Source organism: Streptomyces sp. NPDC056452 (assembly GCF_042796085.1).
GTDB lineage: Bacteria > Actinomycetota > Actinomycetes > Streptomycetales > Streptomycetaceae > Streptomyces.
This window is the reverse complement of record NZ_JBHTRI010000011.1, coordinates 108,599-121,852: the sequence shown is the minus strand read 5'-3', so window position 1 is coordinate 121,852 and position 13,254 is coordinate 108,599. Positions and strand designations below refer to the sequence as shown.

13 protein-coding genes are annotated in these 13,254 nt (G+C 71.6%); 5 read left to right on the top strand and 8 right to left on the bottom strand.

Annotation, left to right across the window (positions count from 1 at the left end; translation table 11 throughout):
• Nucleotides 1–75: 75 nt before the first annotated feature.
• The gene (locus ACFQ6X_RS13645) at nt 76–1,887 is read right to left on the bottom strand and encodes an ABC-F family ATP-binding cassette domain-containing protein (protein WP_383180651.1); all 1,812 of its coding nucleotides are present in this window, start codon (nt 1,885–1,887) and stop codon (nt 76–78) included.
• A gap of 158 nt (nt 1,888–2,045) precedes the next feature.
• Between ACFQ6X_RS13645 and ACFQ6X_RS13640 the strand changes: the two genes are divergently transcribed.
• Nucleotides 2,046–2,699, top strand: a complete 654-nt coding sequence (locus ACFQ6X_RS13640; RefSeq protein ID WP_383180648.1) for a lipoprotein — start codon at nt 2,046–2,048, stop codon at nt 2,697–2,699.
• A 54-nt stretch (nt 2,700–2,753) separates the two neighbouring features.
• On the opposite strand, the gene ACFQ6X_RS13635 is transcribed toward ACFQ6X_RS13640, so the two are convergent.
• The 6 genes from ACFQ6X_RS13635 to rsmI all read right to left on the bottom strand — a co-directional run bounded on the left by ACFQ6X_RS13635 (nt 2,754) and on the right by rsmI (nt 7,558).
• A complete protein-coding gene (locus ACFQ6X_RS13635) occupies nt 2,754–3,659 on the bottom strand; it encodes a 4-(cytidine 5'-diphospho)-2-C-methyl-D-erythritol kinase (protein ID WP_383180645.1) in 906 nt (301 codons plus the stop codon).
• Nucleotides 3,656–4,528 carry a 16S rRNA (adenine(1518)-N(6)/adenine(1519)-N(6))-dimethyltransferase RsmA gene (gene rsmA, locus ACFQ6X_RS13630; RefSeq protein ID WP_383180642.1) on the bottom strand — a complete coding sequence of 291 codons (873 nt, stop codon included), beginning with the start codon at nt 4,526–4,528 and terminating at the stop codon, nt 3,656–3,658. Before rsmA ends, ACFQ6X_RS13635 begins: the two co-directional genes overlap by 4 nt.
• Nucleotides 4,529–4,537: 9 nt before the next feature.
• Complete coding sequence (locus tag ACFQ6X_RS13625) at nt 4,538–5,095, bottom strand: ubiquitin-like domain-containing protein (RefSeq protein WP_383180639.1); 558 nt, start codon at nt 5,093–5,095, stop codon at nt 4,538–4,540.
• A gap of 117 nt (nt 5,096–5,212) precedes the next feature.
• Nucleotides 5,213–6,079, bottom strand: coding sequence for a TatD family hydrolase (locus tag ACFQ6X_RS13620; protein WP_383180636.1), 867 nt, complete (start codon nt 6,077–6,079; stop codon nt 5,213–5,215).
• 32 nt (nt 6,080–6,111) lie between these two features.
• Nucleotides 6,112–6,489 carry a hypothetical protein gene (locus ACFQ6X_RS13615; protein WP_383180632.1) on the bottom strand — a complete coding sequence of 126 codons (378 nt, stop codon included), beginning with the start codon at nt 6,487–6,489 and terminating at the stop codon, nt 6,112–6,114.
• A 190-nt stretch (nt 6,490–6,679) separates the two neighbouring features.
• Complete coding sequence (gene rsmI / locus ACFQ6X_RS13610; RefSeq protein ID WP_383180629.1) at nt 6,680–7,558, bottom strand: 16S rRNA (cytidine(1402)-2'-O)-methyltransferase; 879 nt, start codon at nt 7,556–7,558, stop codon at nt 6,680–6,682.
• A gap of 53 nt (nt 7,559–7,611) precedes the next feature.
• Between rsmI and ACFQ6X_RS13605 the strand changes: the two genes are divergently transcribed.
• From ACFQ6X_RS13605 to ACFQ6X_RS13590, 4 genes are all read left to right on the top strand, one after another.
• Complete coding sequence (locus ACFQ6X_RS13605) at nt 7,612–9,378, top strand: dolichyl-phosphate-mannose--protein mannosyltransferase (RefSeq protein ID WP_383180626.1); 1,767 nt, start codon at nt 7,612–7,614, stop codon at nt 9,376–9,378.
• Nucleotides 9,379–9,513: 135 nt separating this feature from the next.
• A complete protein-coding gene (locus ACFQ6X_RS13600) occupies nt 9,514–11,148 on the top strand; it encodes a penicillin-binding transpeptidase domain-containing protein (RefSeq protein ID WP_383180623.1) in 1,635 nt (544 codons plus the stop codon).
• Between the two features lie 91 nt (nt 11,149–11,239).
• Entirely contained in the window at nt 11,240–11,749 is a 510-nt protein-coding gene (locus ACFQ6X_RS13595; RefSeq protein ID WP_383180620.1) for a YbaK/EbsC family protein, read from the top strand.
• The gene (locus ACFQ6X_RS13590) at nt 11,746–12,597 is read left to right on the top strand and encodes an EamA family transporter (protein ID WP_383180617.1); all 852 of its coding nucleotides are present in this window, start codon (nt 11,746–11,748) and stop codon (nt 12,595–12,597) included. The genes ACFQ6X_RS13595 and ACFQ6X_RS13590 overlap by 4 nt, the downstream gene beginning before the upstream one ends.
• Before the next feature lie 36 nt (nt 12,598–12,633).
• Here ACFQ6X_RS13590 and ACFQ6X_RS13585 read toward each other — a convergent pair whose 3' ends face one another.
• Nucleotides 12,634–13,230 carry a hypothetical protein gene (locus ACFQ6X_RS13585; protein WP_383180614.1) on the bottom strand — a complete coding sequence of 199 codons (597 nt, stop codon included), beginning with the start codon at nt 13,228–13,230 and terminating at the stop codon, nt 12,634–12,636.
• Between the last annotated feature and the right edge of the window lie 24 nt (nt 13,231–13,254).

Genomic DNA, 13,254 nt, shown 5'->3' with positions numbered 1-13,254 from the left:
GGCCTTCTTTCTACCATCAGCCCCACGCACCCCTGCAGCCCCACCTGCGCCGCACCTCCCGCCGTGCCCCTGCGGTCAGGCGTCCTCGGCCAGTTCGAGCCAGCGCATCTCCAACACATCGCGCTCGGCGACCAGTTCACGCAGCTCGGCGTCGAGTTCGGCCACCTTCCCGAAGTCGGTGGCGTTGTCGGCGATCTGCGCGTGCAGCGCGGTCTCCCTGGTGGACATCTTGTCGAGCTGCCGCTCGACCTTCTGCAGTTCCTTCTTCGCCGCACGCGCCGCCTGCGGCGAAACGGTCTCGGCCGCGGCGGTCTTCGGCGCGAACGCGGCGGCGGACGGAGTGGCCGCCTCCTCCATACGCTGCCTGCGCTCCAGGTACTCGTCGATGCCGCGCGGCAGCATCCTCAGCGACCGGTCGCCGAGGAGCGCCATCACCCGGTCCGTGGTCCGCTCGATGAAGAACCGGTCGTGGGAGATCACGATCATCGACCCGGGCCAGCTGTCGAGGAGGTCCTCCAGCTGCGTGAGGGTCTCGATGTCCAGGTCGTTGGTGGGCTCGTCGAGGAAGAGGACGTTGGGCTCGTCCATCAGCAGACGCAGGATCTGCAGCCTCCGCCGCTCACCACCGGACAGGTCGCCGACCGGGGTCCACTGCTTCTCCTTGGAGAAGCCGAACTGCTCGCAGAGCTGGCCCGCGGTCATCTCGCGGCCCTTGCCGAGGTCGACCCGGTCGCGTACCTGCTGAACCGCTTCCAGCACCCGCAGGTTCGGGTTGAGTTCGGTGACCTCCTGGGAGAGGTACGCCAGTTTCACGGTCTTGCCGACGATCACCTTCCCGGCGGCCGGCTGCGCGTCGCCCTGCGTACGGGACGCCTCGGCGAGCGCCCGCAGCAGGGAGGTCTTGCCCGCGCCGTTCACGCCGACCAGGCCGATCCGGTCGCCGGGGCCGAGCTGCCAGGTGAGGTGGGTGAGCAGGGTCTTGGGTCCGGCCTGGACGGTCACGTCCTCCAGGTCGAAGACGGTCTTGCCGAGGCGGGCGTTGGCGAACTTCATCAGCTCGCTGGTGTCCCGCGGCGGCGGCACGTCGGCGATCAGTTCGTTGGCCGCCTCGATGCGGTAACGCGGCTTGGACGTACGGGCGGGGGCGCCGCGCCGCAGCCAGGCCAGCTCCTTGCGCATCAGGTTCTGCCGCTTGGACTCCTCGGTCGCGGCGATCCGCTCCCGCTCGGCCCGGGCGAACACGTAGTCGCTGTAGCCGCCCTCGTACTCGTGGACCGAACCGCGCTGGACGTCCCACATGCGGGTGCAGACCTGGTCGAGGAACCACCGGTCGTGGGTGACGCAGACGAGTGCGGAGCGCCGGGTCCGCAGATGGCCGGCCAGCCAGGAGATGCCCTCGACGTCGAGGTGGTTGGTGGGCTCGTCGAGGACGATCAGGTCCGGCTCGCCGATGAGCAGCTTGGCCAGCGCGATCCGGCGCCGCTCGCCGCCGGAGAGCGGCGCGATGACGGTGTCCAGGCCGTGCTCGAAGCCCGGCAGGGCGAGCCCGCCGAAGAGGCCGGTGAGGACGTCGCGGATCTTGGCGCTGCCCGCCCACTCGTGGTCGGCGAGGTCACCGATGACCTCGTGCCGGATGGTGGCCTTCGGGTCGAGCGAGTCGTGCTGGGTGAGGACACCGAGGCGCAGTCCGCCGTTGTGGGTGACCCGGCCGGTGTCCGCGTCCTCCAGCTTGGCGAGCATCCGGATGAGCGTCGTCTTGCCGTCGCCGTTGCGGCCGACGACGCCGATCCGGTCGCCCTCGGACACCCCGAGGGATACACCGTCGAGCAGGGCACGGGTGCCGTACACCTTGCTGACCTGCTCGACATTGACCAGATTGACGGCCATTTCACTCCTGTTTCGGGGATCCCAGCGTCGGGGACCGCTCTACGTACGCTCGACGTCCCAGGGTAGTCGCCGCGGGAGGTGCGATAGCGTGCGGCGATCGATCATGGGACAGAACCCCTGGTCGGAGCGGTTCGGATCATCTCTGGGGTGGGGACTTCATGATGCGCGGTGCGGTACGGACGCTGGTTGTGGCGGTCCTGGCGGCGGTGGCACTGGCCGGCTGTTCCTCGTCCGGCAGCGGCTCGTCAGGCACGGAGCCGGCGAGCGGGGCGACGGACTCGGCGGACAGCGCCGGCACGGATGCGGCGGAGCCCGTCGCCAAGGGCGTCACTCTCGGCGGCACCGGCTCGCCCTGCGCGCTGCCCGTCACCTTCGACCTCGCCGCGGACTGGAAGCCGGCGGCCGTCGAGGTCGAGCCCGGCTCCGACCTGGCGGCGCTGGGTGAGCAGGGCACGGTCACCATGGTCTGCGAGATCGACGCGAAGCCGGCGGGGAACATCGGCTACCTCCGGGTCTGGCAGGGCAAGCCCTCCGACGGAGACCCGCGAAAGGTGCTGGAGGCGTTCGTGGCGGACGACCCGAACGCGTCCGAGGCGACGTACACACAGACGAAGGCCGGTTCCCTGGCCGCCGCCGAGGTCGGTTACACGGTGAACAGCGAGCTGCTGGACGAGCCGAAGACCGAGCGCGCCTTCGCGGTCACCACGCCCGAGGGCCCGGTCGTGGTGCACCTGGGCGGGCTGGACTCCGAGGAGCACCAGCAGATGCTTCCCGCGTACGAGCTGGCGAAGAAGACCCTGAAGCTCGGCTGACGGGGCGGGCGGAGCGGCAGCGGCTCGTGTTCGCCGCTCCTGCGACCGCTCCCCCTACTGCCGCTGAACCGTCGCCCCCGGCGCCGGGGACACAGCGGCCCGGGCGCTGCGGCAGGTGCCCGACGTCACAAGCGCGTCGGCCACCTTCTCCGCGGACTCCGCGTCAGCCACCAGGAACGCGGTGGTCGGCCCGGACCCCGAGACCAGCGCGGCCAGGGCGCCCGCGGCGGTGCCCGCCGCCAGGGTGTCGGCCAGCGACGGCCGCAGGGAGAGGGCGGCGGCCTGGAGGTCGTTGCTCAGGGCGCCGGCGAGCGCGGCGGTGTCCCCGGCGCGCAGCGCGTCGAGGAGCGCGGCCGATGCCGTCGGCCCGGGCACCTGCGTATTGGCGGTGAGCCGGTCGAACTCGCCGTACACCGCGGGGGTGGAGAGTCCGCCGTCGGCCACCGCGAAGACCCAGTGGAAGGTGCCGCCGACGTCGACGGGGGTCAGCTGTTCACCGCGCCCTACCCCGAGGGCCGCCCCGCCGACCAGGCTGAACGGCACGTCGCTGCCCAGTTCGGCGCAGATGGCGAGCAGCTCCTCCCGGGTCGAGCCGGTGGACCACAGGGCGTCGCAGGCCAGCAGGGCGGCTGCCCCGTCGGCGCTGCCGCCCGCCATGCCGCCCGCGACGGGGATGTCCTTGGCGATGTGGATGTGCACATCGGGGGCGACGCCGTGCCGTTCGGCCAGGGCGATCGCGGCACGGGCCGCGAGGTTGGTGGCGTCGAGCGGTACCTGGGCGGCGTCGGGGCCCGAGCAGGTGACGGACAGGGCCTCGGCGCGGGTGACGGTGACCTCGTCGTACAGGCCGACGGCGAGGAAGACGTTGGCCAGGTCGTGGAAGCCGTCGGGGCGCGCCGCGCCCACCGCGAGCTGCGCGTTGACCTTGGCGGGGACGCGGACGGTGACGCTGTGGGTCATGCGGAGGGCTCCGGCTTGTTCTCGGCGATGGCGGCGAACTCCTCGACCGTCAGCGCCTCGCCGCGTGCCTGCGGCGAGACTCCCGCGGCGACCAGGGCGGCCTCGGCGGCTGGCGCGGAGCCCGCCCACCCGGCGAGGGCCGCGCGCAGCGTCTTGCGGCGCTGGGCGAAGGCGGCGTCGACGACGGCGAAGACCTCGGCCCTGCTCGCCGTGGTCCTGATCGGCTCGGACCGCCGCACCAGGGAGACCAGCCCCGAGTCGACGTTCGGCGCGGGCCAGAAGACCGTGCGCCCGATGGATCCGGCGCGCTTGACGTGGGCGTACCAGTTGGCCTTGACCGACGGCACTCCGTAGACCTTGTTGCCGGGCCAGGCGGCCAGCCGGTCGGCGACCTCGGCCTGCACCATCACGAGCGTCCGCTCGATGGTGGGGAAGCGCTCCAGCATGGTGAGCAGGACCGGTACGGCGACGTTGTACGGAAGGTTCGCGACCAGCGCGGTGGGCGCGGGGCCGGGCAGTTCCGTCACGAGCATCGCGTCCGAGTGGACCAGGGCGAAGCGGTCGGCCCGCCCCGGGAGCCGGGCAGCGACCGTGGCCGGCAGCGCACCCGCGAGCACGTCGTCGATCTCGACGGCGACGACCCGGTCGGCCGCCTCCAGCAGGGCCAGGGTCAGCGAACCCAGGCCGGGCCCGACCTCGACCACCACGTCGTCGGGCCGCACCTCGGCGGTCCGGACGATCCTGCGGACCGTGTTGGCGTCGATGACGAAGTTCTGGCCGCGCTGCTTCGTGGGGCGTACGCCCAGTGCTGCGGCCAGCTCGCGGATGTCTGCGGGGCCCAGGAGGGCGTCGGGCTCTGTGGTGCTCACCCGTTAAGCCTACGGCCGCTGCGGGGGCCGGGGCCCGCCCCCCGCTGCCTGCCGGGTCCCGCGGTGCACGACGACCTCGTCGCCGTTGTCGAGCCCGGTGCCGGGGGCCGGTGCGACGAGGTCGCGGTCGCCGACCGTGACGCCCCGGTCGTCCAGGAGTTCACCGACGTCGTCCGCGAAGGTGTGCACGGTGCGCGGCTGGCCGTCGATGCTGAGCTCGATGGCCTTGTCCTGGGCGAGGAACGCGGAGGTGCCGCCGGCCAGGACGGCCACGACCAGAGCCTGCGTGAGAAGCCCCTGCAGGCCCTCGGGGGCGCTCCGGTGCCTGGCGGCCGCTGCCCGCCGGGCGGCGGCCCTGCGCCCCGTCGTCAGGTCCGGGGGTGTGGTCTGCCGGGGCACCAGAGGCGTGTCGAGCACCGTCGGGTCGTGCACCGGCAGGGCGCCCGGCCACATTCCGGCGACGATCGTCCTCTCCTCGTGGAGGGAGCGCGGTGCTGCCGGGGCCGGGACCTCCTTCGTCCGACGACCGGCGCGTGGTGCGCGATGACTGCCCTGCGAATGGCCCACGACGCTCCAGGAGTTCCGGCCGGCCGACCCGTTGCGCGGGGACGATAGCGGAGCTTCGGTCACTGTCCACAGTTGTATGACCGCACAGCGTGGCGGAGCGGGCTGCGTCCGGGTCCGTCAGAAATCGAACGCGCGTGCCGTGTTGTCGTAGACCGCGGCGGCCAGGGCGTCCTCGTCCGTCCCCCGCACCTCGGCCATCGCACGGAGCGTCACCGGAATGAGGTAGGGCGCGTTGGGCCGTCCGCGGTACGGGGCGGGGGTGAGGAAGGGCGCGTCCGTCTCGACGAGGACGAGCTCCGTCGGAGCGACGGCCAGGGCGTCGCGCAGGGGCTGGGCGTTCTTGAAGGTGACGTTGCCCGCGAAGGACATGAAGTACCCCGCCGCCGCGCAGATCCGGGCCATGTCGGCGTCACCGGAGTAGCAGTGGAAGACGGTCCGCTCCGGTGCGCCCGCGTCGGCGAGGATGCGCAGCACATCCGCGTGCGCGTCGCGGTCGTGGATGACCAGGGCCTTGCCGTGCCGCTTGGCGATCTCGATGTGGGCCCGGAAGGACTCCTCCTGGGCGGCCATGCCCTCGGGGCCGGTCCGGAAGTAGTCGAGCCCGGTCTCGCCGACGCCGCGTACGTGGTCGAGGGCGGCCAGTGCGTCGATCTCGGCGAGCGCCTCGTCCAGTGCCGCCCTGCCGCCCGGCTCCCGGACCCCCTGGCGCGCCGAGCCGTCCGGGTCCCCGTGCACGATGCGGGGCGCCTCGTTGGGGTGCAGGGCGACGGAGGCGTGCACGGACGCGTGGGCCGCCGCGGTCTCGGCGGCCCAGCGCGAGCCCTTCACGTCGCAGCCGACCTGGACGACCGCGGTCACATTGACCGCCGCGGCCCGGGCCAGGCCCTCCTCGACGGTTCCGTCCTGCATGTCCAGGTGGGTGTGCGAATCGGCGACAGGAACCCGGAGGGGTTCGGGCAGCGGCGGGGCTTCCGTACGGCTCATGCCCACGACTCTACGAGGGCATGAGCCCGGCCTCACCGCCGGTGGAAGGGATGCAGCAGATCCGAGAGCTGCCAGTGGTGCGTTGCCGTGCCCGGTGCCAGTACGGCGGCGGGTACGGGCTCTTCCTCGACGGTCTTCTCGGGGTGCGCGGGCTGCTGACGGAGCAGCTGCTGCACGGTGGAGACCCGGCCGGCCCGCATGATGCGGACCACGTGGCCGCCGCAGTTCGTGCACGTCGGAGTGGACAGCGGCGAGGGGACGCGCTCCCCGTCCGCCTTGTACACCACGTACGCGTTGCCGGAGCCGTCCACGTGGTGCTCTATCTCGTAAGCCTGCTCCCAGCCGTACCCACACCTCATACAGGCGAACGCGTACGCCTCGTGCACGGTGGTTGCTGCGATGTCACTCATGCCTGCTCCTCTTGTCCGCTGGACAAGCACTCCGGACAAGCACTCCGGGAGGTGCGTTCCACCCTCCAGTGGACGCCTTTCCCGGCGGCAACGCACCAGGTCTGCCGAGTGTTGGAACGCTCTTGGCCCATCCATGGACTGGGGGCCGGGTACGCGGCTCGGGCTTTACATTTCAGGTTAGTCCTTTGCCCTATGCGGGGCCGGTCCTGGCCGCGTTCTTTGCCGCGACGACCGCATCGAACACCTCTCGCTTGGGCAGGCCCGCATCGGCGGCGACCGCCGCGATGGCCTCCTTGCGCCGCTCCCCCGCCTCCTCGCGCACCTGCACCCTGCGCACCAGCTCGGCGGCGTCCAGCCCCTCGTTCCCGGTGTCGGTGGCGCCCTCGACCACCACGGTGATCTCGCCGCGCACCCCTTCGGCCGCCCACTGCGCCAGCTCGCCGAGCGGGCCGCGCTTCACTTCCTCGTACGTCTTGGTCAGCTCACGGCACACGGCGGCCCTGCGGTCCGCGCCGAACACCTCGGCCATCGCGGCCAGGGTGTCGTCCAGCCGGTGCGGTGCCTCGAAGAAGACCATCGTCCGGCGCTCCCCGGCGACCTCGCGCAGCTTCCCCAGCCGCTCGCCCGCCTTCCGGGGCAGGAAGCCCTCGAAGCAGAACCGGTCGACCGGCAGGCCGGACAGCGCGAGCGCGGTCAGCACCGCGGACGGGCCCGGGACCGCGGTGACCTTGATGTCCTTCTCCACGGCCGCGGCGACGAGCCGGTACCCGGGGTCGGAGACGGAAGGCATTCCGGCGTCCGTCACCAGCAGGACACGCGCGCCGTTCACCAGTGCCTCGACGAGTTCCGGCGTACGCGCCGACTCGTTGCCCTCGAAGTAGGAGACGACACGCCCCGTCGTATGGATGCCGAGCGCCTGGGTGAGCCGGCGCAGCCTCCGGGTGTCCTCGGCGGCCACGACATCGGCCGTCTCCAGTTCGGTGGCGAGGCGTGGCGGGGCGTCCGCCACGTCGCCGATGGGGGTCCCTGCGAGTACGAGCGTTCCAGTCGTTCCAGTCACATCGGCCATCCTCCCAGCACGGGCGGCACCACTCGCACAGATGCGTTCCCTACGATGGCGCGGTGACGAGTACTGCGCCCGAAGCCCAGCAGGGCCACGACGCCGGGAACGACGCCGGCGACCAGCCGCCTTCCTGGCAGCAGCGGCTGCGCCGCTTCGGCCATTCCCCGCGGCCGGGAACCGGGCTGCGCGAGCGGCTGATTCCGCCGTACACCCGCCCGGGAGGCCAGTTCTGGGACGTGCTCGCCGTGCCCCCGACCCTGGCGAACCACCTGGTCCGTTGGTCCGCCTGGGGCGGGCCGCTCCTGGTGGCACTGGTGGCCGGAGTGCTGCGGTTCTGGAACCTGGGCAGCCCGAAGGCGGTGATATTCGACGAGACGTACTACGCCAAGGACGCCTGGGCGCTCGTCAACCAGGGGTACGAGGGCGCCTGGCCCAAGGACGTCGACAAGCTGATCCTCAAGGACCCGTCCTCGGTGGACATCCCGGTGGACCCCGGCTACGTCGTGCATCCGCCGGTCGGCAAGTGGATCATCGGTTTCGGCGAGCAGATCTTCGGCTTCACACCGTTCGGCTGGCGGTTCATGGTGGCGCTGCTCGGCACCCTCTCGGTGCTGATGCTGTGCCGGATCGGCCGGCGGCTCTTCCGCTCGACGTTCCTGGGCTGTCTCGCGGGCACGCTGCTGGCCGTGGACGGGCTGCACTTCGTGATGAGCCGCACGGCCCTGCTGGACCTCGTGCTCATGTTCTTCGTGCTCGCCGCGTTCGGCTGCTTCCTCATCGACCGTGACTGGGCCCGCCGCAGGCTGGCCGCCGCGCTGCCGGTCGACGAGGACGGGGTGCTGCGCCCTGACACCCATGTCGCCGAAACGCTCCGCCTCGGCTGGCGCCCGTGGCGGATCACCGCCGGCGTGATGCTCGGCCTGGCCTTCGCGACCAAGTGGAACGGGCTGTACATCCTCGCCGCGTTCGGTGTGATGGCGGTGCTGTGGGACGTGGGCGCGCGGCGCACGGCGGGTGCGGCGCAGCCGTACCGGGCCGTGGTCCTGCGGGACCTGCTGCCCGCGTTCGTCTCGACGGTGCCGGTCGCGATCGGCACGTACCTCGTCTCGTGGACCGGCTGGATCGTCACGGACAAGGGCTACTACCGCAACTGGGCGGCCACCGAGGGCAAGGGCGGCAGCTGGACCTGGCTGCCCGACTGGCTGCGCAGCCTGTGGCACTACGAGAACCAGGTGTACGAGTTCCATGTCGGCCTGACCTCGGGCCACACGTACCAGTCCAACCCGTGGAGCTGGATCGTGCTGGGCCGCCCCGTCTCGTACTTCTACGAGGAGAAGACGGGCTGTGCCGCGTCGGAGACCGGCAAGTGCGCCCGCGAGGTGCTGGCGATCGGCACCCCGCTGCTGTGGTGGGCGGGGTGCGTGGCGCTGCTGTACGTGCTGTGGCGCTGGTTCTTCCGCCGCGACTGGCGCGCGGGCGCGATCGCGTGCGGTGTGGCGGCGGGCTGGGTGCCCTGGTTCTTCTACCAGGAGCGGACGATCTTCCTCTTCTACGCGGTCGTGTTCGTGCCGTTCCTGTGTCTCGCGGTGACGATGTTGATCGGCGCCCTGCTGGGCCCGGCGGCCGGCACCGGGGCCAAGCGCGAACTGGGCCTGAGCACCGGTGATCCGACCGGTGAGCGCAGACGGACCTTGGGGGCGATCGCGGCGGGCGTGCTGGTGCTGCTGATCGTCTGGAACTTCGTCTATTTCTGGCCGCTCTACACGGGGACATCGCTTCCGGAGAACTCCTGGCGAGACCGGATGTGGCTGGACAGCTGGGTGTGAGAAGACGAGAGAGCGCTCTCGCCCAGATCGTCGCGGTCCGATAACAACCTCCTCAGCCGTCACACGGGTCCCGTACAGTGCCGAGGACCCCCCTGAACACGTTCAAGGGGGACTCCTGGGGAGGGGACTGCACAGATGCGCAGTGGAGCGAAAGTCGCCGTTGTGGGCGGGGTGTTCGTGCTGGTGGCCGGAGGACTCGGCTACGGCGTGTACAACGTGGTGCTGGGCGGCGGCGAGGCCGGCGGAACGGAGTCCGCGTCCGCGTCCTCCGAAGTGCACACGGGGCCGCCCAGCAAGTCCGAGATCGAGGAGACCGCGAAGGGGTTCCTCAAGGCGTGGGCGTCCGGCGACGCGACGGCCGCCGCCCAGCTCACCAACAACAAGGACATCGCCGAGCCGCTGCTGACCGGCTACAGCGAGGCGGCACACGTCACCGGAGCGGTGATCACTCCGGGCCCGGCCGTCGGCACGAAGGTCCCGTACACGGTGAAGGCCACGGTGTCGTACGACGGGAAGACCAAGCCCTGGTCGTACACCTCCGAGCTGACCGTCGTACGCGGCCTGACCACGGGCAAGGCCCTCGTCGACTGGCTGCCCACGGTGATCCACCCTCAGCTGACCGAGGGCGCCTCGCTGAAGACCGGCGAGTCCTCGACGGCGGCGATCGAGGCCGTCGACCACAACGGCAAGGTGCTCGACAAGGAGAAGTACCCGTCGCTCGGGCCGATCCTGGACAGCCTGCGCGAGAAGTACGGCGACAGCACCGGCGGCTCTCCGGGCATAGAGACCTGGATCGAGCCCGCGGACGCGCAGCTTCCCGACACGACGCTGCTGACCCTCGCCAAGGGGAAGCCCGGCCGGCTGCAGACGACGCTCGACGCCGGCGCGCAGGCGGCGGCCGAGAAGGCGGTCAAGCAGTTCAGCGGGGCGTCGGTGGTCGCCGTGAAGCCGTCCACCGGGTCGATCCGCGCAGTGGCCAACAACCCGGCGACCGGCTTCAACGCGGCGATGCAGGGCGAGCAGGCTCCTGGTTCCACGATGAAGATCGTGACGGCCGCGATGCTGATCGAGAAGGGCCTCGTCTCGGCGAACAGCCCGGTCGAGTGTCCGAAGGAGGCGACCTGGCAGAGCCGGACGTTCCACAACCTGGACAACTTCGCACTCCCGCCCACCGACACGTTCACCACCAGCTTCGCCCGTTCGTGCAACACGGCATTCATCAAACTGATCGACGACACCAAGGACGACGCCGCACTCGCCAAGGAAGCCCGGGACGTCTTCGGGATCGGCCTCGACTGGAAGACCGGCATCACGTCCGTCGACGGAAGCGTCCCCGAGGAGACCGGCGGTGCGGCGGCCGAGCAGTACATCGGCCAGGGCACCGTCCAGATGAACGCGCTCAACATGGCGTCCATCACCGCCACCGCCCACACCGGAACGTTCCGCCAGCCCGTCATCGTGCCGCGCGACCTGGACGACCGTCAGCTCGCCGTGGCCTCCCGCTCGCTGTCGCAGAACGTCACCCGGCAGCTGAACGACATGATGCGGGCCACCGCCTCCTGGGGCACCGGCAAGGGGGCCATGTCCTCGGTCCGCGGCGACAAGGGCGCCAAGACCGGCTCGGCCGAGGTCGACGGGCAGGGCACGTCCAACAGCTGGTTCACCGGCTTCAGCAACGACCTCGCGGCCGCCGCCGTCGTCCAGTCCGGCGGCCACGGCGGCGACGCGGCCGGCCCGGTGGTGGCGGCGGTCCTGCGGGCCGGTTCCTGACCGGGCCCCGGTCAGGTTCCGTCCCCGCCGCGGCGGGGACGGACCGGAACTGCCTGGTGCGGGAGCCGGGCCGTTCAGTAGCGTGCCGGGCATGAGCACATCCGACATGACCCCCACCGCGACCTCGTCCGACGCCCACCCCCGGTTCGCCGAAGCCCTGCGTGAGCTGGGTCTCGACGTCGAGGTACGCCGCTTCCCCGACGCCACCCGCACCGCGGTCGAGGCCGCCGCGGCGATCGGCTGCGAGCTCAGCCAGATCGTCAAGTCGCTGATCTTCGAGGCGGACGGCGCCCCGGTCCTCGTCCTGATGGACGGTTCGTCCCGGGTGGACGTCGAGCGCGTACGGAGCGAGCTCGGCGCCGGAAAGGTCAAGCGGGCCGGGGCCGACCTGGTCCGGGAGACCACGGGGTACGCGATCGGCGGCGTACCGCCCTTCGGCCACGGGACGAGGACCCGGGTCCTGGCCGACCGGGCCCTGCTCGACCACGCGGTGGTGTGGGCCGCGGCGGGCACCCCGCACACCGTCTTCCCGCTCGACCCGAAGCGCGTGATCGAGTACGCGGGCGGCACGCTGGTGGACGTGCGCGAGCGGACCGCGTGACCCCGCTGGTGGCGGCGGCCGTCCTGGCCGCCGCGATCACGCACGCCAGCTGGAACGCGATCGCGCACGCGATACGCGATCAGCTCCTGTCCTTCACCCTGATCTCCGGCGGCGGGGCGCTGATCGGGGCTCTCGTGGCCTGCTTCGTACCGCTCCCGGCGGCCGGGGCATGGCCGTACCTGTTCCTGTCCGCGGGCCTGCACGTGGCGTACATGGTGCTGCTGATGCGGTCGTTCACGCTGGGCGACTTCGGCCAGATGTATCCGATCGCCCGGGGCACGGCCCCCCTCGTGGTGACGGTCCTGGCCGCCCTCTTCCTCGGTGAGCGCCCGGACGCCTGGGCGACCGCGGGCGTCGCGGTGGCCTCGGCGGGGCTCGTCGGGCTGGCCCTGTGGGGAATCCGCGGTTCCGGGAAACGGCCGCACGGGCCCGCGATCCTGGCGGCCCTCGCCACGGGTCTGGCGATCGCCGGGTACACGACGGTCGACGGGGTCGGGGTGCGCGCCTCGGGGACACCGCTCGGCTACATCGCCTGGCTGATGATCGTGCAGGGTGTGGCGATCCCGATGTACACGTACGCGCGCCGGCGCGCCGAACTGGCCGCGCAGCTCTCCCCGTTCATGGTGCGCGGACTGGTGGGCGCGAGCCTGTCCTTCGCCGCGTACGCGCTCGTCCTGTGGGCGCAGACGAAGGCCCCGCTGGCCCCGATCGCCGCGCTGCGGGAGTCCTCGATCATCGTGGGAGCCGCGATCGGGACGCTGTTCTTCAAGGAACGCTTCGGCGCTCCACGGATCGCGGCCGCCGGGCTGATGGTCGTGGGCATCGGACTGATGCTGCACACGAGTTGAGATGGGGAGGCGCCGCGGGGCCGGGGCGGGGCGGCCTCAGAACTTCCCCGACTGCTCCTCCGTGCGGTGGCCCAGCTCCCTCCGGAACTCCGCGAGGAAGCGCACGCTGAGCGGCGGCCACCCCCAGAAGTCGAACGCGAGCGCGCCGAGGTCGAATCCGGACCCGAAGTCCCACTCGGTGACCGGCGAGGAGACTCCGCAGGCGGAGCAGGGCGCCGTGCCCTCCCCGGTCTCCTTCCAGGCCTCGATGCCGTCCCGGAACGGCTGCCAGACCTCCTCGTCCGGCTCGAACTCCTCCGGATAGTCGATGACCACGGTCCTCGTCCCGCACCGGGGGCAGGTCGCCGAGTCCGCGGTGTCCTCGCCCTGTCCGCCGACGTGGTAGTCCCGGCCGACGACGACCGCCACCGGGGCGGGGATCCACGTCGGGTCGGAGGCGTCGGCCACGGCCCGCGCCCAGTGGGGGCCGGGCACATGACCCAGGTCCACGTTCAGGCTGTACATCGCGTCGCCGGACAGCTCACGGGTGATCAGCCCCTGGCCGACCATCCAGTCGACCATCCGCGCGGCGAGCGGCCCGGCCTCCTCGCCGGTCGCCTCCAGATCGACGATCCGCTCGAAGAAGTCACCCATCGACGTCACCCCGTGTCTTCAGCA